A 17,760-nucleotide genomic window follows, 5' to 3' on the forward strand; every position below is an offset into this window, starting at 1 on the left:
AAATCCTTATACATTGTCTTTATAGATGCGTCCGCCCTTCATGATCAGTCGCAGATTGCGTTCAGGGTCATGAAGGAAATCAAGATTCTTACTAGGGTCACCGTTTACTAAAAGTAGATCGGCCATCGCGCCCGGCTCTATTTTACCGAGCGTGCCAGGGTAGGGGTTGCGTGATCCTGATAGTGAAAGAAGCTCACCATTGCGGCCAGTCGCCATGGCCAACACGGTAAGTGGGTCATAAAAGCGAGTCAGCTTGACTAATTGACGCAGCTGGTTGGGGGTATTTTGCGGGGTAAATAAAATATCAGTGCCCCAGGCTGTCTTGATATCAAAACGTTGGGCTAGCTCGTAGGCCTGCACGGTGCCTTCGGCTACTTGTTGTTGTGCTTCGCGGCGAGCGGCATCGGGATAAACATTTGCATCTTCATCTTGCAAGAAAGGCTGAAGGCTCCACCATGCGCCTTCCCCTGCCATCATCCTTACGGTTTCTTCATCGGCGAGCTGCCCGTGTTCGATGGATTTAGCGCCTGCCCTTAATGCACGCTGAATACCTCGGGAGGTATAAACATGCACCATGACATAGGTACCCCAGTCTTCTGCTGCATCCACCGCTGCGCGCAGCTCGCGCTCGCTGAATTGGGTGCTATCCAATGGGTCATAGGTAGACGCCACGCCGCCACCTGCCATCAATTTGATCTGTGAAGCTCCTAGCATGAGTTGTTCACGGGTACGTCGTAATACTTCTGCTTCCCCATCGGCAATGACGGCTACGCCTTGGCGTTCCTGTTCACTAAGCGGTGCGTTGTTGGCCCGTGGGATTTCGTAGCGCATTCGAAAATCACCATGGCCGGAGGTTTGGGAGATCATGGCTCCTGCTGGAAGTATGCGCGGTCCAGCCACAATTCCTTCATCAATAGCACGCTTCAGTGCAAAGGATGGCCCGCCCGCATCTCGCACTGAAGTAACGCCACGCATCAGCGTTCTCTCTGCTTCCTGAGCCGCCACTAGATGGATATAGCCTAGATCGGCGGTCATGGCGTCTACTTGGCTAATAGCCGCCAGCGTCGTGTGCCAATGGGCATCAATCAAGCCTGGCATTAATACGCTACCACCACAGTCGATGATTTCTGCGCCTTCAGGTGCGGCATCACCAGGCAAAATAGCCTGGATACGCTGCTCTTCAATACGTACTGAAACGTTGTCGCGTAACGCCGCGCCGCTGCCGTCGAATAGCCTTAGATTGGTCAATAATAGTGGGCCATCAGCCCGTTTAGGTTGAGCGCTTATGGCGGTGGGTGCGCGCAGACCAGAGAAAAGTGCCATTACTGCAGCGGCTCCTCCCATGAATTGGCGGCGGGTAATATCTGCCATCACACGCTCATGAAAGCGTTGTAGTAACGGTGAACCGCAACAGCAAGCCCCGTGTGAGTGATTTAGTGGCGACTGCAATAAAGAGTGGGCGGCGGCGGGAGGCATAGGCGGCACCTTATCTCAGTAGCGATGTGGTAAGTGACATCTGGAGCGACGTTGAATAGCCTTGCATATAAGTAAATTAGAATGAGGGAGTGAATCGCGCAAGCTGTAATCAGTGATTGGATAAGCTTCCATGCAGTTGCCCCTGTAACTGTTCTGCTAAAAACTCCATAAACAGTCGGGTACGCTGTGAAAGCGTGGTTTGGCGGTAGTACACGGCGTTCACAGCTTGGGTCTGCATTTCTGTGCAGTCGGGTAGTACATCCACCAGTGTGCCGTTGTGACGGGGAGTGATGGTCATAAAGTCGGCAAGGCAAACGATGCCTTCTCCTGCCATGGCCAGTTCTATTAGCGTACTTCCGCTGGAGGCCGCCAGCGTTGGGGTAATATGTAAGGGCTGGCCATCGGCGCGGCGCAGTGGCCAGCGGTTGAGATGATCGAGCTGGCTGAAGCCTAGCAAGCTGTGATCTTGAAGGTCGTCGATGCTTTCCGGCGTACCGTGGCGTTCAAGGTAGGCGGGGCTGGCCAGAAGGCGCAGCGGGCTATAGCCAAGGAGGCGGGCGTGCAGCGATGAATCTTCAAGCTTGCCAATGCGGATGGCCAAATCAACCCGCTGTTCCAACAGGTCGACAAAGCGGTCGTGGGTGTCGAGTTCCAGCGTAATACCAGGGTAGCGTGCGCGGAACTCGCCAATCACCGGCACAATCACGAACTGCATAAAGCTGGGAGCGGCGTTGATCCGTAACCTGCCTTGAGGCTGATTGTGGCGATCCAGCATCGCCTCTTCGGCTTCTTCCACGGCTGCAAGAATACGGCGGCAATGGTTTAGGAATGTTTCTCCCTCCTCGGTCAACTCCAGGCGACGCGTGGTTCTACGTAGCAGGGTAGCGCCGAGTTTTTGCTCCAGGCGGTTGAGCGCACGGCTAACCCCAGAAACGGTAATGCCAAGCCGTTCGGCGGCACCGGTGATTGAGCCGCTATCGACGACCGTCACAAAGGCCTGCTGTTCTTCAAGGGTGCTTTTCATAACATTACTGGTTGCCTTAATAGTAAATATCAGGACTATTGATTTTAAATCAAAAGTGTCTTGCTGAAACGTCGCTATTTTTCCGCATGCTTTGAATCCACAATACCGCCCATTAAACGCCATGCCAAAGAATATAAGCATGGATGTCAGGCTATAATGAGAGGTTTTATTAATGAAAATTCTGCTGATTAATGGCGGTAAAGCGTTTGCACACTCTGGCGGTGAACTCAATAATACGTTGCACGGTGTGGCGGTGAGTACGTCGCAGGAAATGGGCTATGAAGTGCGCGAGACGGTGATTGATCAGGGCTATGATCTTGATATTGAGGTGCAGAACTACCTGTGGGCGGACACGATTGTGTATCAGATGCCTGGCTGGTGGATGGGCGCGCCATGGATCGTCAAACGTTACATTGATGAGGTGTTTACAGAAGGCCACGGTTCGCTTTACGCCAGCGATGGCCGCAGCCGCCAAGACCCGACCAAGCAGTACGGCAGTGGTGGCCTGCTGCAGGGCCGTCGCTATATGCTATCACTGACCTGGAACGCGCCTTTGGAAGCGTTCGATGAGCCTGACAACTTCTTCGAAGGGCGCGGTGTGGATGGTGTCTACTTCCCGTTCCACAAATCTCAGGAATTTATCGGCTTAGAAGCGCTGCCGACCTTTATCGCCAACGATGTAATGAAGATGCCGGATGTCGATCGCGATAAAGCGGCTTATCGTAAGCATCTGCGCTGCGTACTTGGCTAGGCTTCGTCGGTTGATATCTCTTACAAGCCCTAAGTACGACTCAATCGATGGCGTAGTTTAGGCAGAGTACGGGCAACTGGGGACAGGCGAGTGGACATGATGAGCGCCGCAATGGCGGCATACATGGCCCACTCCTGCATATCCGCGCGCACCACCCAGAAGAAGTGCAGCAGTACCAGCCCTAAAATGGCGTAGGAAAATTTGTGCAGCGGTTTCCAGCGTTTGCCCAGGCGCTTCATTGCCCAGCGGTTGGACGTGGCACCCAGCACAGCAAGGCCGATCAGCGCGATCATGCCGACGATGATGTAGGGGCGTTTGATGATCTCGCTGCCAAGCAGTGCCCAGTTAAGCCCCAGAATAAACAGCGCGTAGCTGAGCATATGCAGGGTGGCGTAGGCGAGTGTCCATAGGCCCAGTTGGCGCCGGATCAGTGCAAAGCCTTTCCAACGGGTGAGCTTGGTAAGTGGGGTAAGGCTGAGCGTGAGCAGCAGCATCCACAGCCCGCCGATGCCGATATTCAGCAGCAGGTAGCGCCCCGGTTCGGGGCCTGCGGCGTTATTTGCCACCTGCCAGCTCCAAAACAGCAGCGGTGCTAGCGCGGCCAGAAACACGCCCACGCGCCATGCTAACCATATACGTGGGCTGGCCATTAATAATTTTCCTTTAAATCCATACCCGCATAGAGCTCGGCGACTTCATCGGCGTAACCGTTAAACATCAGGGTATCAATGGTGTTGGGGTTGAACAGGCTGTTGGGCAGCCGGCGCTCGGTGGCCTGGCTCCAGCGGGGGTGGTCGACGTTGGGATTCACGTTGGCGTAAAAGCCGTACTCGTCGGCGGCGATCTTCTGCCAGGAATTCACCGGCTGTTCTTCCGTCAGCGATATCCGCACAATCGACTTGATGCTCTTGAAGCCGTATTTCCACGGCACGACCAGCCTCAGAGGGGCGCCGTTTTGATTGGGCAATTCCCGGCCGTACATACCCATGGCCAGTATCGTCAGCGGGTGCATGGCTTCGTCCAGGCGTAGGCCTTCCACGTAGGGCCAATCAATGATCGAAAACGAGGAGCGCTGCCCGCGCATTTGCTCTGGATCCACCAGGGTTTCAAAACGTACGTATTTGGCTTTGCTGGTGGGGGCGGCGCGTTTGATGATATCGGCCAGCGGAATACCCAGCCAGGGAATGACCATCGACCATGCCTCAACGCAGCGCAGGCGGTAAATGCGCTCTTCAAACTGCGAGGGCTTGGCGAAGCCCTCCAGGGCAAAGCGCCCGCCGTTATTGACCTCACCATCGACCACCACGCTCCAGGGCTGGGTTTCCAGGCTGCCCGCATGGCGGGCAGGATCACCCTTGTCGGTGCCGAATTCGAAAAAGTTGTTGTAGCCACTGGCGTCATCAAAGGGGGCAATTTTATCTTTGTCAGGATCGCTAGGGGTGACGGCTCGCCACTGGGTTTCGCTGATTTTCTCCTTTAACCACGCTGGTGAATCGCCTTCGGGTACATCGGAGTAGTTGTCGTTAGCGCGGACGTGGCCGGATAGGGCGAGCCCTGCACCTAGGCCTGCGATACCGCCCATAAAGCGCCGCCGGGAGAGGTAGATAGATTCCGGCGTGACATCGGATTCGTGTAAATCACTCGGTTTGGCAATCTTTATTAGCATTGGGTGTCTCCACTAAGGCCTTTGTGGGTAGCATACGAGGTGAGTGCAGCATTCGATATTAATGGGTGTAGTAAGTTCGCCAAAACTTACACAAAACCCTTACGATTTAAATTGAGCCTGTCGGGGTAGCTGGTCGCCCCTGTGGTGAACTGTTGATAAGGAGTTCGTGTTCAGATGATCGAAGCCCGGGGATTGACCCGTATTCCTCTGCGTAATGCCGTCTTTGTTGCCTGCCTGATTCTGCTGTTGGTTTCGCTGGTGGGGGTGGTGTTTTCTTTAGCATGGCTTTGGGGCGTGGCGATTTTTGGCATGCTCGCTGGGCTGGGGCTTTATGATCTACGCCAAACGCGGCGAACGGTGAGCCGTAACTATCCTGTTCTGGCCCATTTTCGCTATGTTCTAGAGTCTATTGGGCCGGAAATACGTCAGTATTTTATCCAGTCCGATCTTGACGAACGACCATTTTCCCGCGAGCAGCGCGCTGTGGTCTATCAGCGTTCTAAAAATGAGAGTGATAAAAAGCCTTTTGGCTCCCTGCTGGATATGTATCAGTCGGGGCATGAGTGGATCAACCACTCGCTACTTCCCCGGGCTATCGAAAACAGTGACTTCAGGATTCGGGTGGGCGGTAGCCGCTGCAGCCAACCCTACCTGGCGAGTGTTTTCAATATTTCGGCAATGAGTTTCGGTTCGCTTTCGGGCAACGCTATCGAGGCGCTGAATGCGGGCGCTGGTAAAGGCGGTTTCTATCACGATACTGGTGAAGGCTCTATTTCCGGCTATCACCGCAAGCATGGAGGTGATCTCGTCTGGGAAATAGGCTCTGGTTACTTTGGCTGCCGCAACGACGATGGCTCGTTTAATGCGGAGCGCTTTGCAGCTAACGCCAGTGTCGATCAGGTGAAAATGATCGAAATCAAGCTTTCCCAGGGCGCCAAACCGGGACATGGTGGCATATTGCCAGCGGCCAAGGTAACTGCCGAGATTGCCGAAGCGCGAGAAGTCCCCATGGGCCAGGACGTGATTTCACCCGCTGCCCATTCAGCTTTCTCGACGCCGCTGGAACTGATGGCATTCATTGCCCGCCTGCGTTCGCTTTCTGGGGGTAAACCGATCGGCTTCAAGCTGGCGATTGGCCACCCCTGGGAGTGGTTTGCGATCGTTAAGGCGATGCTAGAAACCGGCGAGCGGCCTGACTTTATAGTGGTGGACGGTGGCGAAGGAGGAACCGGTGCGGCACCGCTGGAGTTTATCAATCGTATAGGTGTGCCTTTAACAGAAGCCGTTACGCTGGTGCACAATACCCTGGTGGGGGCCGGGCTGCGCGAGGAGATTCGTATCGGCGCGGCGGGTAAGATTATGTCCGGTTTTCACATTGCCCGAACCATGGCACTAGGGGCTGATTGGTGCAATTCGGCCAGGGGCTTTATGTTTTCATTAGGGTGTATTCAGGCGCTTAACTGCCATTCCGACAAATGCCCCAGCGGCGTGGCTACTCAAGACCCTAACCGCAGCCGCCATTTGGACATTGCCGATAAAACAGCGCGGGTCTACCACTTCCACCGCAATACCTTAAAAGCGCTGGCGGAAATGCTGGGGGCCGCAGGGCTTAGCCACCCTAGTGAGCTGGGGCCCGAGCACATTATCCGGCGTGTCTCGGAAAACGAGATTCAGTCCTACGATCAGATATTCACTTTCTTAAAACCCAATGAACTGCTCAATGCAAAGTGCGAGCACACGGTATTCAAGCACTATTGGGAAAATGCCCGAGCCGACTCCTTCCAGCCGCCTGCGCAGGTTGCTCGGTTGCGCTTTACTAAGTTGGAGTGATCGTGGCGCTTAGCCTAGATTCCTGTGTTTCCACTGCGCCGTTTAGAAGGGAGCCCCCATGGCATCTATCCGCCGTGAACTGATACCACTGATTGAGCAGGGCGTGATACCGCCTGAACAGGTGACGCGCGCAGTGCAAGCTTCTGGGCTGCACCCTTCGCCTCGCGCTTGGGCTCTGTTTATTGATCGCTTACTGCTGTGGCTAGGCGGACTGGCGCTGGCCTTCGCGGTGCTGTTTTTCATCGCTTATAACTGGGCTGAGATGGGCCGTTGGCTGCGCTTTGGCGTGGTGCAGGCAGCGATGGTGCTGGCGGTAGTTGTCGCCATTTGGCCCAAGTACAGCCCGATGGTTCAGCGTGTGGCGCTAACCTCGGCCACATTATTGTTGGGGGTGCTGTTAGCGCTGTTCGGGCAGGTGTACCAGACCGGTGCCGATCCGTGGCAACTGTTTTTTACTTGGGCGGTGCTCACGTTGCCCTGGGTCTGGGTGGCGCGTTTTGAGCTGCTCTGGGTGTTGTGGCTGGGGTTACTTAATTTGGCCGTCGGGCTCTATTTTCGTACCTGGGGCGGGCCGTTTGGCGTTTTGGTCAGTAGCGATGCCGCGCTTTGGGGGCTGTTTGGGCTCAATACCCTTGCCTTGGCGACATGGGAATGGGGGGCTCGTTGCCGGAACTGGTCACGGCAGTGGGCACTACGCTTGCTGGCGGTGGGTAGCGGGGTGCCTATGACGCTGTTAACGATGAGGTTGATAGTCGATGCAGGCCTCGTATGGTCGCCAATGCTGGCGATTTACTCACTCTGGCTGGCGGTGCTGTATGGCGTTTATCGCTATTGGCGGCCTGACCTGTTTATGATCGCGGGCGGCTGTGTCTCGGCGTTAACGGTGACCACACTGCTGCTTGCCAGGCTGTTGCTCTGGGAAGGCGATTGGCAGGAGGGAAGTCTGCTGCTGATCACCATCGCGGTACTGGCGATGGGCGCTGGGGCCGTGGTATGGCTAAAGCGTCTACATCGGGAGATTTCCCAGTGACGAACAACGTTAATGATTTAAGCGTTAGGCTGAGCCAAGCGGGTATTCCGTTAAACGAGCCTACCTCCCCAGCGCAGTTGCAAACGCCTTGGTTTGTACGTGCGCTGCAGGCCTTTTCAGGCTGGTTAGCGGCGCTATTTCTGCTCGGCTTTATCGCCATGGGCGTGGTGTTCGTGGTGGAGAGCCCCGCCGCGTCGTTGGGCCTGGGGCTTGTGATGATCGGTGCGGCTTATGGGCTGTTTTGCAAAGCTCGCGGTGATGTGCTCGAGCACTTGGCGCTTGCGGTTAGCTTAGCCGGGCAACTGCTAATAGCGTGGGCGCTGGTCGAGTTCTGGAATGTGTCCACTTATTTGTGGTGGTCGCTGCTGGCCTTACAGTGCGCACTGGCGCTGGTAATGCCAAGCCAGGTACATCGCACCTTTTCAGCCTTTGCCGCCAGCTTGGCGCTCTATATGGCTTTGGCAGTGAACGCTATGGCGCCAGCAGCGGGTGGATTGGTGCTGTTGGCATTGGCGCTGCTCTGGCTGAATGAGTTTCGCTGTCCTGGCCGTATTCAAGATGTGCAAGCATGGGGCTACGGCCTGTTGATAGGCCTCTTGGTGATGCAGGGATTAGCGCATAGCGGCCACTCCTTTGCCTTCTGGTTTGACGCACAGAGCACTAACGCTTTTGCATGGTCAGCACCCTGGTTGAACGCCGTGTTCGTGGCACTCTCTCTGGCGTTGCTGCTCTATACCATCCCTCATTCCAAAACCCATTGGGGGTTGTATCTCAGTCCTTTAGCGCTGCTGTTGGTCTCATTTTATGCACCGAGTGTGGGCCAAGGTTTGGTCGTCGTACTGTTAGGGTTCGCGATCGGGCATCGCCTAGTGCTGGGGCTTGGAGTGCTTTCTCTGCTGATGGGCATTGGCAGCTATTACTACTGGCTGGACGCAACACTGTTAACCAAGGCTCTAACGTTGCTGGTGTTGGGGGGAGGGCTGCTGGCGCTACGTTGGACGCTGCTCAAGTGGTTGAGCGTAGCGGAAAATAGTCCGTCGACCTCTGTGGAAGGACATGGGAAATGATGCTGAAAGCCAAGCGAAATCGCTGGATCATAGTGTTAACCACCGTCGTTGTGTTGGTGACGGTGAACTGGGCCGTTTGGCAGAAAGAGCGTCATTTATCCGAGGGAGAAATTGTTTACCTGGAGCTGGCGCCCGTCGACCCGCGCTCATTGATGCAGGGCGACTATATGGCGCTAAACTTTGCGCTGGGTAACCAAATTCAAAGCGCGCTTTATCAGAGTGAGCGTGATGAAGACTCGCTGAAAGCTCTTAACGGCTATGTAGTGGTGCGTTTGGATGAACAGCGTATCGCTCACTTTCAGCGCTTGGATGAAGGTACTTCTTTACGCGACGACGAACGGCGCCTTCGCTACCGGCTGCGCAATGGTCAGGTACGCTTTGCCACCGATGCGTTCTTCTTTCAGGAGGGGCACGGCGAGCGCTATGAGCCAGCGCGTTATGGTCAGTTTAGGGTGAATACCAAGGGCGAGCCCTTGCTGGTGGCTTTATACAATGCAGAATTAACTAAGTTAGGCGAAAGCGTTAAGTAAAATTTACTTTATCTGGCGAGCTGTTCTCATCCCACTTTTCACTATTGCATTCTGTCTTGCTTCATTCAGTAAGGTAGGCTGTACTTTGTTCCTCCACTGACATGGATAGTCCAGTAATGACGCTGGACTGGCTCGATAGGGCCGGTCGGTGGGTAGTCAAACTGACCCACTTCAATGAATAAGGCATTTATGAAAGCAAACAGCTCGTGGCTCGCATGGGTTTTGTTGGTGATGGCACTGACCTTTTCCAACCTATGCGCGGCACAAACTCAAGGAGGAGAGAGCGAAAGTGAGCGGTGGTTTACCATCGATGCGTTAAATACGGGGCTTGGTGAACCTCCCGAAGAGGCAAACCGAGTAACACCGCGAGAATCGATCAGGAGTTTTCTGAAGCTAACGGATCAGGAGGAGTATGAGGCCGCTGCCCATATGCTCAACCTTTCCGAGTTCTCAGAGGATGAACAACGCGAGCAGGGGAGTGAACTCGCCCGGCAACTGGCAGAGGTTTTTCAACGCGGCGATTGGTTGAGCGTTTCCGATCTGCCCGGTCGCGAAGACGCGGTGATTGAAGATCCCGCAGGCCAAAACCCCCGTGTTGGCGAGACACGTCGCAACGTTGAGGTCTCCTCTTTAAAAGCCGACGGGGAAACCTACGATATTCGCTTGGGTCGCTACCGCGTGGGGGAGCAGGAACCAGTCTGGCTGATCATGCCTATCAGTGTGTCTTATATTCCGGCGCTTTATGAGCAGTACGGCCCCTCAGCGTTGGAAGGCTATATTCCCGAACGCTTCCAGGCCTCGTTTGGCATCCTGAGAATTTGGGAATGGATCGCGATTCCCTTGTTTGTGCTATTCATCGGGCTCGTAGGGTGGGGAGTTCACCGTCTGATCGGCTTGATGTCGAAATGGTTACCTTCAGGGGTGTCGAGCATTTTTGCCAGCCAAATCGGTATGCCTGGAGCGCTGATTGCGATGTCGCTGGTTACCCAGATGGTACTGGATTATGTAGTGTCGTTTTCAGCGGTTGCCACGACGACCTTCCGAGTTTTACTCATCAGTATTTTGGCCTGGGGAGTCGGCACGGTTGCGTTGCGCTTAGTGGATACCATTATGCTGCGTTTAACGCGGCGTATTGTGGGGGAAATCGATGATACCAAGCCCAGAGACGAACGCAGACTGCTAACGTCGCTCTACGCGTTGCGCCGGGTCATTATTCTGATCACCGTTACTGGCGTATCCATCTACATACTGGGTCAGGTTCAGCTTTTCGAAACTCTTGGCTTATCGATTCTGGCGTCTGCCAGTGTATTGGCCGTATTAGTGGGTGTGGCGGGCCAAACGGTACTTGGCAATATCCTCGCTTCATTTCAGTTATCGTTTGCTAAACCCATTCGCATTGGCGATTTGGTGATCTTTGAAGACGAGTGGTGCTATGTCGAAGGTATTTTTTATACCTTTATCCGGTTGAGGTCATGGGATGAGCGGCGTTTGATTGTGCCCGTTACCTATTTTACTTCTAAGCCATTCGACAATTTGTCGGTAAAAAGTACCAAGATGTACCGGTCATTGACGCTGACGCTTCACTTAAGCGCCGATATAGGACTGTTAAGAGAGAAATTTCTCGAGGTCGCCAAAGAAGAAGACAGCGTTATCGAACACCATAAGCTGCTCTGCTACGTAACGGCACAAACAGGAACGGCGCAAACCGTCACCTGTTACCTCATGACCTCAGACCCTTTGGCGGGTTGGACAGCGGAAATGAATGTGCGCGAGAAGCTGTTGGCGTTTATCCGCGATAACCATCCAGAGTGGTGGCCACGTGAAATTGTGGTTATCAGTCACAACGATATCGCCCGCGGGTCGCAAGGGAAAAGCTCGGGGGAAATGGATAGTGTTGAGGTGAAACCATCTGAATAAAGGGGGATTGTGCAGCGGAAGATAACGCTTTTGCGTATTTTATCCATAGAGTAGTCTTGTTATGACAAGGGTAAGTGGAAAAAGGAGTGACTATGCACGCACTCGTTGAGCAAGCGACGGAACACTGGGTTTATCTTGCCCCTCTTCTTAGCGATCCACATTCCGAAGCTGAATACGATGCCCGGGTCGAGGCGCTTGATGAAATTCTTGATCTTGTCGGTGACGATGAGACACACCCACTTGTCGGCCTGGCGAATCGCTTGGGTGATATCATTGAGTCCTATGATGAAGCACATCGCCCGATGCCTGAGGTGTCTGGAAGTGAGGTACTTCGCTACCTTATGCAAGAGCATGGGATAGCGCAGAGCGAGCTACCTGAAGTTGGCGCTCAATCAGTGGTGTCTGAAGTTCTCAGTGGGCGCCGCAAGCTGAACTGGCGCCAAATCTGCGAGCTTTCGGAACGGTTTGGCATCGCTACCGACTCGTTTAAAGAACCCAGGGAAAAACTACGCGTTTTGACCTGATAAAGCCTTATGGCGCTTAGACTACCTCTAGCGGTATATCGACGCCGAACTGCTGCAACATACGTCGGAATGTCTCAACATCATAGGCCTCGCTTTCTGTCACCAGACCTTGAATTTGGCCTGTGCCCGGCGTGCCATCGCCTAATCCAGCGACAATCGATTCGGCGGGGTCGAGGAATCGGCAACTGGGTCTCGCCGCTTCGAAGAAGGAGCGAAGCCATGGTAAATGCGTGCTGGAAAGTGTCAGCGTGTCGATATCGGGGTGCTGCCGGAAGACGCTGTCGATAAAAGCAGTGACCGCTTTCTGCGTCGCTTTTGGGTCGAAGAGAAAGGAGCCATTCTCGACAAGCTCCACCATGGACGAAGCATTGATCAGGCTGACATTCTCCGGGTGGGGTGCATGGCGAGCTATGAACTGCTTGAGCGGCGAGCTTTCGATGAGTGAATGCACCCCCATGATGCCGATCTTGCCGCTCGCCGACATAGCGAGTGCTTCTTCGATGGGCGGGTAGACGCCGAACAATGGCACCAAGGTGCTTTGGCGAACGTCATCCAGCACCATGATAGACGGTGCGTTCGATGCGATGACGATGGCAGAGGGTGCATAGCCCTCAAGAAAACGCAGTGTGCGATGCATGACAGCGAGTAGCTCTTCACGCCCTTTGCTCCCATAAGGAAAGCTCGCCCGATCAGCGAAATAAACAATATCCTGTTTGGGAAGGCGCTTATGTATCTCGGCAACAATGGCATAGCTACCAATGCCAGCGTCGAAAACAGCGATTGGCTGGTGCATAGTAATATCCTGGGTGTCGGCTAAAGTCTAATGATCCATAATATTCTAATGCGATGGAAGCGTCATTTTTAGCTACTATGCTAGTTAAACTTTATACGATGCTGGGGCACGGCATCGCATAAATTCGAAATGAATAGCATGGTGATGGCAGAGAAATTTATGGTGAATGAGTGGTTGTCTAAATGTCGTTAAATATTGTGCAGCGTTTGCTACCCGGCTGGGGCGTTACTTATGGCCCACCGGGCCATGACTCTTTTCCAGCCGTCATGTTGTTGCATGGTTCTGAAGGCGCATGGGCGGGGTGGAGCCATCGTGATGCGATGCTATTCGCCGCCCATGGCTTCTTGGCGTTCCCTTATGGCTACTCAAGCGGCGGTAATGCATGGAATGCGGGGCATATTATCGATTACCCACTGGATCGCAGCGTGGAGGCATTTAAAGCCCTACGAGAATTCCAGTTCGCTGATGAGCGGGTAGGGCTTTATGGTATTTCACGCGGTGCCGAGCATGCGTTATTGCTCGCTTCCCTAATGGCAAGAGATAAGATCAAGGGCGCACCTGATGCCATCGCTGCGCATAGCCCGCCGGATGTTGTGTGCGGGGCCTTTGATGCACGTAGTTTTCGCGATGTAGGGGATCCAGGCTGGCAAGCCTGGGACGTCAGCAAACGCGCCTGGACATGGCGTGACAGTCACGAAAGCTTGCTACCGACCACGCCGATCGAAATCGAACGCTACCCTGGGCCGCTACTACTTTCCCATGGCACCAAAGACCGAATGTGGTCGGTGGAAATGACCAAACGCCTGGAACAACGCCTGCGCGAGCATGGCCGCTCCCCAGAAGTTCACTACTACGAAGGTGAAGATCATATACCTAGTAGCTCAGGGCAGAATAAGCACTATGGGCTGCTGCTAGATTTCTTTTCAAAACACCTGTAAGTCACTGTTCCTCATTTTTCCATCCAAAAAGCCCATCTCGGTAGCTAAGAGGTATGGCGGTGATGATGGCTGCTTGGGGCAGGTTGTCGATATGCGCTCTCGGTTGCAGCCAGGGCTGCTCATCACTGGGTGGCAACCACTCAATACGGTCGTTAAATAGCGCATCATCAATCTCTAACACCAACGGTGCTTCTGCATAGACGAAGTATTTGTTGGCGATAAAAAGAACAGCTTCTTCAACATTCAAATGAACGCAGTCGAGCTTATGATCGTTTCCGCAGCGGGGTACATAGCCAAGTTGCTGAGTTTGATCCCAAATAGTTTTACTAACGACTCTGAATAAGCGCATAAGAGCTCCAGTGGTTTTTTTCCGACTAAGGTAGCCTAAAACCTAAAGTTAACTTGAGGTCAAGTGGCGCTGAAGATGTAATATCAGGTATGAAGTCATGCTGCTGATTGAGCAATGGCTAAGCTAAGCGGCCTGCTGATTTTAGAACTGATTTATTAAGAAGAGCTCGATACTGCACAGCGCATATTGAGTTTGGGCTTTGCTGTACAGTATCTCACTCCAACACTAGCTTTTAATGCTTCAGTTCTTCCTCTATTAGTGCTTGGGCCAAACGTTTCGCCCCTGCAAAGTCCGCTTTTCCAGAGCCAAGGTGAGGGATGGTCTCTACCGTAAACCAATGGCTGGGGATCATCATGGGTGGCGTACCGTTAGCGAGCATAGTGGCTTTGACGGTTTTGGCGTCTAACGCTGTTTCTGAAAGCAGCACAATGCGCTCGCCCTTGCGGCTATCGGGAATATTCACCGCCATCAGTGCGGTGTCTGTATCCTCCAGAGCCGCTTTAACTGCTGCCTCAACGGCGCTGAGACTGATCATTTCACCGCCTATTTTGGCAAAGCGGGCGTAGCGGTCAATCAGGGTTAAGAAGCCATCTTCATCGATAAAGCCTTTATCCCCCGTTATGTACCAGCGGTGGCCATCGATCACATGGAGCGCCTTGGCTGTGCGGTTGGGGTCATTGAGATAGCCCTGCATTATTTGCGGGCCGCTAATCAATATCATACCGGCCTCACCGGTCGGCAGCTCTTCAAAGCTGTCAGGGTCGACGATTTTGAAGCTGGTGCCGGGTAACGGCATACCGACGGTGCCTGCTTTGCTGCCCCGCTGCACCTGTTGATAGTGAACGCCCATGGCGTCGGGCAGATTCACTGAGGCGACTGGGGCGATTTCCGTGGCACCGTAGCCTTCATAAATAGGCTTGTGGAATTTCAGCGCAAAGCTATTACGCACGTTTTCGTCGAGCTTTTCAGCTCCGGCAACCACCACCCTCAAGCTTTCCAGCATTAACGGATGCACTTTTGAGCTGCGCACAAACAGCCTTAAAAAGCTGGAGGTGCCGAACATGATAGTGGCTTTGTGCTTGGCAATAGCGCCTGCAATGCCGGGGGCATCGGTGGGGTCGGCGTGGCACACCAGTGGCAGCCCTTCAATCAGCGGTAGCAGTTGAGTCACTGTAAGGCCAAAGGCGTGGAACAGCGGCAGTGAGCCCATTACAACGTCGTTGCTCTGGGTGTTGAGCACGTCAGAGGTCTGCTTGATATTGGCCATCAGGTTGCGGTGGCTCAACATCACGCCCTTGGGTTCGCCTTCACTTCCGCTGGAGAACAGGATGGCGGCGGTGGCGTCGGCATCGTGGCCGTGGCAGAAGCAGCGCTGTAGCAGCCAAGTCGGCAGTATTCTCACCGCCAGCCAGGTACTCAAACGTTCGCCACGGCCAATCGTGGCCTGCAGGTCTTCTAAAAGAACCACCTGCTTCGCGCGAAGCAATTGGCTAACGTCGAGCCCGCGCTGCTCGAGCTTCTTCACAAAGCGCTGTGAGGTGAAGACGGTAGCGATTTCCGCCTGGGAAAGGGCAGAGGTCAGCGCCTCGTGGTCGGCGGTGTAATTAAGATTCACCACCGTTTTACCCGCTAGCAGCGTGGCCATATTGGCGATAACCCCGGCACTGCTGGTAGGTAGCAGTAAGCCAACGTTCTGCCCTGGGTTGAGCTTGCGAAGTCGTTTTGCCATCAGCAGGCTGGCAGTGAGCGCTTGGCTTGCGCTGAGTGAGCGGCCCAGCGTATCGGCCAGGGCAAGGTCGCTAGGGCGGCGCTTAACGCTTTGAATCCAGGCGTTAGGCAGGCTCGGGAGCTCGCCCATGGCCCGCTGCCAAGAGCGGGTAGCCTGCTCAAAAATACGTCGTTTGAGCACATCGGCGGGGGKGTCCTTGGGCAGCGGCTTGCCAAAGGCGACCACTACCGAGCGATGCAGAGGCGCATTACGCAGCTCTTTAAGCTTGCTGGAAGATCGGGAGAACTGGCTGCCCCACAGGCCTCGCAGGTAGAAGGGCACAATTTTGACGTCTGGATTTGCCATGTCACAGGCACGCTCGTAACCGCGGCGGAATTCGCCCAGTTGACCAGTGCGGCTGATCGCCCCTTCAGGAAACAGGCACACCACTTCGCCTGCGTTGAGCTGTTCAGCAACACCGGCTAGGGCCTTTTCGGCACCGCTGCCACGCTCGATGGGAATACAGCCCAAGGCTTTGAAGAACCAGCGCAGGTACCAACGCTGGTAAACCGATCTGAGCATCACGAAACGCACCGGTCGAGGGCTGGCGATCTGTACCATGGCCCAATCCACCCAGCTGATATGGTTGCCCAATAGCAGCACGCCGCCCTGGGCGGGCAGGTTCTGCAAGCCATGGACGTCTACGCGATAGCGGCGTGTCAGCAGGAAGCTCAACAGAAAGCGCACCAAGCTTTGGGGTAGCTTAACAATGGTGTAACCACCGCCCACCATGGCCACGGTAGCGATAAGTAGCAGCAGGTAGTGGCTATTCACTCCCGCCAACGCGAACAGCGCCGTGAGCACCAAAAAGCCCAGCATGGCGATGTTTTGAATCCAGTTGTTGGCGGCCAGTACGGTGCCTAGCTCGTTGTCGGCGGCGTGAAACTGAATCAGCGCATTGAGCGGCACGATGAACAGCCCACCCATGATGCCGATGAACACAAAGTTCAGCGCTTGGCCAACGGGTGTGGTCAACAGCGGCAAGCACCATAAACCCACGGCCACCCCAATAGCGCCTACGGGGATCAAGCCGGTTTCAATACGGTTGTGGGAAAGTTTGCTGGCGAATAGCGAGCCAAGCGCAATTCCGATGCCGCTAGCGGCGAGAATTCCCTGAAGCACTAAGGTGTTATCGATACTCAGGGCATCTTTGGCATAAGCAGGAAAGGCCGCCAGCAGCACTTGGCCCACTGACCAAAAGGTGGCAAGGCCGATAATGGAGAGCCTGATGACAGGCTGGCGAGCGATAATCCTCAGATTGTCTTTTAGGGCAGTGCCCTTGATGTAGCGCTGCCAGGTCAGCGGTATATCTGACCGAGTGGTGTTATCAAGCGGAAGGCGGTAAAGCGCCACCACCTGGATGGCGCTATTGAGCACCAGCAGCCAGCCCAGAGGGGCTATTTGGCGCAACAGCTGCGCTGGGGTTTGATCATCAGGGGTAATCCAGGTTTCAAACAGCGCGGTAAACGCCACGGTGCCCGCCAGAATGGCTCCAATCGTGACGGCCTGGATCAGCCCGTTGGCTTCCGCCAAGCGCGGCTTGCCGAATAGCCCTTTTACCAGGCCGTATTTGGCCGGTGAGTAAAAGGCTGATTGAATCGCCAGCAGCAGCGTCATGGAAAAAGCCAACCAGAACCAGCCCTGGTAGTAAGCGGCGGTGATGCCCAGTGAGACCACGACGGCGGCCCAGGCCGATGTACGCAGAATGCGTACCTTGGGGTAGCTGTCAGCTACATGGCCCGCCGGGCTGAACAGTAAAATAAACGGCAGCAGGATAAGTCCATTGACCAGTGCGGTGAGCACGACCTGTGCTTCGCCATCGTAACTTTTGAAGATCGTGTTCTGAATGACGATCTTGTGGCCCAGATCCACAAAGGCATTGAGGAAAATAGCGATCAAATAGGGCAAAGCGCCCTTCAAGTGCAGTAGTCGATGCATCGTTGTTTAGCCTTCTTAATCCCTGGAAGTCGTAGCACTTTCTCTGTGAGGCTTACTGGTTGCAACTCATTTGCACAAAGTTGTGTCATAGGTGCTGTTTGGTATCATTATTTAATACTTTTGTGTGTGATGTCTTTTCATGCCGCTTTAGAGGTTACT

15 protein-coding genes are annotated in these 17,760 nt (G+C 54.4%); 8 read left to right on the forward strand and 7 right to left on the reverse strand.

Going from position 1 to position 17,760, the window contains the following annotated elements; all coding sequences use genetic code 11:
• Nucleotides 1–6: 6 nt before the first annotated feature.
• Both RO22_RS04390 and RO22_RS04395 read right to left on the reverse strand, forming a co-directional pair.
• Entirely contained in the window at nucleotides 7–1,371 is a 1,365-nt protein-coding gene (locus RO22_RS04390) for a metal-dependent hydrolase family protein (RefSeq protein ID WP_235270469.1), read from the reverse strand.
• Nucleotides 1,372–1,585: 214 nt separating this feature from the next.
• Nucleotides 1,586–2,500: a LysR family transcriptional regulator gene (locus RO22_RS04395; protein WP_039858884.1), complete on the reverse strand. Its 915-nt coding sequence runs from the start codon at nucleotides 2,498–2,500 to the stop codon at nucleotides 1,586–1,588.
• Between the two features lie 172 nt (nucleotides 2,501–2,672).
• Between RO22_RS04395 and RO22_RS04400 the strand changes: the two genes are divergently transcribed.
• A complete protein-coding gene (locus RO22_RS04400) occupies nucleotides 2,673–3,251 on the forward strand; it encodes an NAD(P)H-dependent oxidoreductase (protein ID WP_041157701.1) in 579 nt (192 codons plus the stop codon).
• 29 nt (nucleotides 3,252–3,280) lie between these two features.
• On the opposite strand, the gene msrQ is transcribed toward RO22_RS04400, so the two are convergent.
• Together msrQ and msrP are read right to left on the reverse strand one after the other, a co-directional pair.
• Nucleotides 3,281–3,901, reverse strand: a complete 621-nt coding sequence (msrQ, locus tag RO22_RS04405; RefSeq protein ID WP_027957221.1) for a protein-methionine-sulfoxide reductase heme-binding subunit MsrQ — start codon at nucleotides 3,899–3,901, stop codon at nucleotides 3,281–3,283.
• A complete protein-coding gene (gene msrP / locus RO22_RS04410) occupies nucleotides 3,901–4,917 on the reverse strand; it encodes a protein-methionine-sulfoxide reductase catalytic subunit MsrP (protein ID WP_027957220.1) in 1,017 nt (338 codons plus the stop codon). The genes msrQ and msrP overlap by 1 nt, the downstream gene beginning before the upstream one ends.
• Nucleotides 4,918–5,091: 174 nt before the next feature.
• Here msrP and RO22_RS04415 point away from each other — a divergent pair, with 174 nt between their 5' ends.
• The 6 genes from RO22_RS04415 to RO22_RS04440 all read left to right on the forward strand — a co-directional run bounded on the left by RO22_RS04415 (nucleotide 5,092) and on the right by RO22_RS04440 (nucleotide 11,815).
• Nucleotides 5,092–6,747, forward strand: a complete 1,656-nt coding sequence (locus RO22_RS04415; RefSeq protein ID WP_041157702.1) for an FMN-binding glutamate synthase family protein — start codon at nucleotides 5,092–5,094, stop codon at nucleotides 6,745–6,747.
• 58 nt (nucleotides 6,748–6,805) lie between these two features.
• On the forward strand, nucleotides 6,806–7,777 hold the full coding sequence (locus RO22_RS04420; RefSeq protein WP_052475519.1) for a DUF2157 domain-containing protein: 972 nt from the start codon (nucleotides 6,806–6,808) through the stop codon (nucleotides 7,775–7,777).
• On the forward strand, nucleotides 7,774–8,844 hold the full coding sequence (locus tag RO22_RS04425; protein WP_051430596.1) for a DUF4401 domain-containing protein: 1,071 nt from the start codon (nucleotides 7,774–7,776) through the stop codon (nucleotides 8,842–8,844). Before RO22_RS04420 ends, RO22_RS04425 begins: the two co-directional genes overlap by 4 nt.
• Nucleotides 8,841–9,374 carry a GDYXXLXY domain-containing protein gene (locus RO22_RS04430; protein WP_035538943.1) on the forward strand — a complete coding sequence of 178 codons (534 nt, stop codon included), beginning with the start codon at nucleotides 8,841–8,843 and terminating at the stop codon, nucleotides 9,372–9,374. The genes RO22_RS04425 and RO22_RS04430 overlap by 4 nt, the downstream gene beginning before the upstream one ends.
• A 189-nt stretch (nucleotides 9,375–9,563) precedes the next feature.
• Nucleotides 9,564–11,291 (forward strand): mechanosensitive ion channel family protein, encoded by a 1,728-nt coding sequence (locus RO22_RS04435; RefSeq protein ID WP_027957216.1) that lies wholly within the window; start codon nucleotides 9,564–9,566, stop codon nucleotides 11,289–11,291.
• A 92-nt stretch (nucleotides 11,292–11,383) separates the two neighbouring features.
• Nucleotides 11,384–11,815, forward strand: a complete 432-nt coding sequence (locus RO22_RS04440; protein WP_022519612.1) for a type II toxin-antitoxin system HigA family antitoxin — start codon at nucleotides 11,384–11,386, stop codon at nucleotides 11,813–11,815.
• A gap of 16 nt (nucleotides 11,816–11,831) precedes the next feature.
• On the opposite strand, the gene RO22_RS04445 is transcribed toward RO22_RS04440, so the two are convergent.
• Nucleotides 11,832–12,608, reverse strand: a complete 777-nt coding sequence (locus RO22_RS04445) for a glutamate racemase (RefSeq protein ID WP_009286877.1) — start codon at nucleotides 12,606–12,608, stop codon at nucleotides 11,832–11,834.
• A 182-nt stretch (nucleotides 12,609–12,790) separates the two neighbouring features.
• On the opposite strand from RO22_RS04445, the gene RO22_RS04450 reads away from it, so the two are divergent.
• Entirely contained in the window at nucleotides 12,791–13,546 is a 756-nt protein-coding gene (locus tag RO22_RS04450) for an alpha/beta hydrolase family protein (RefSeq protein WP_041157703.1), read from the forward strand.
• Nucleotide 13,547: 1 nt separating this feature from the next.
• Here the strand turns inward: RO22_RS04450 and RO22_RS04455 are convergent, their stop codons facing one another.
• Together RO22_RS04455 and RO22_RS04460 are read right to left on the reverse strand one after the other, a co-directional pair.
• On the reverse strand, nucleotides 13,548–13,895 hold the full coding sequence (locus tag RO22_RS04455; protein ID WP_039858901.1) for a DUF952 domain-containing protein: 348 nt from the start codon (nucleotides 13,893–13,895) through the stop codon (nucleotides 13,548–13,550).
• Between the two features lie 232 nt (nucleotides 13,896–14,127).
• On the reverse strand, nucleotides 14,128–17,601 hold the full coding sequence (locus RO22_RS04460; RefSeq protein WP_041157704.1) for an acyl-[ACP]--phospholipid O-acyltransferase: 3,474 nt from the start codon (nucleotides 17,599–17,601) through the stop codon (nucleotides 14,128–14,130).
• Nucleotides 17,602–17,760: the final 159 nt, after the last annotated feature.

It is taken from the genome of Halomonas sp. KHS3 (assembly GCF_000830495.1).
GTDB classification, from domain to species: Bacteria; Pseudomonadota; Gammaproteobacteria; order Pseudomonadales; family Halomonadaceae; genus Vreelandella; species Vreelandella titanicae.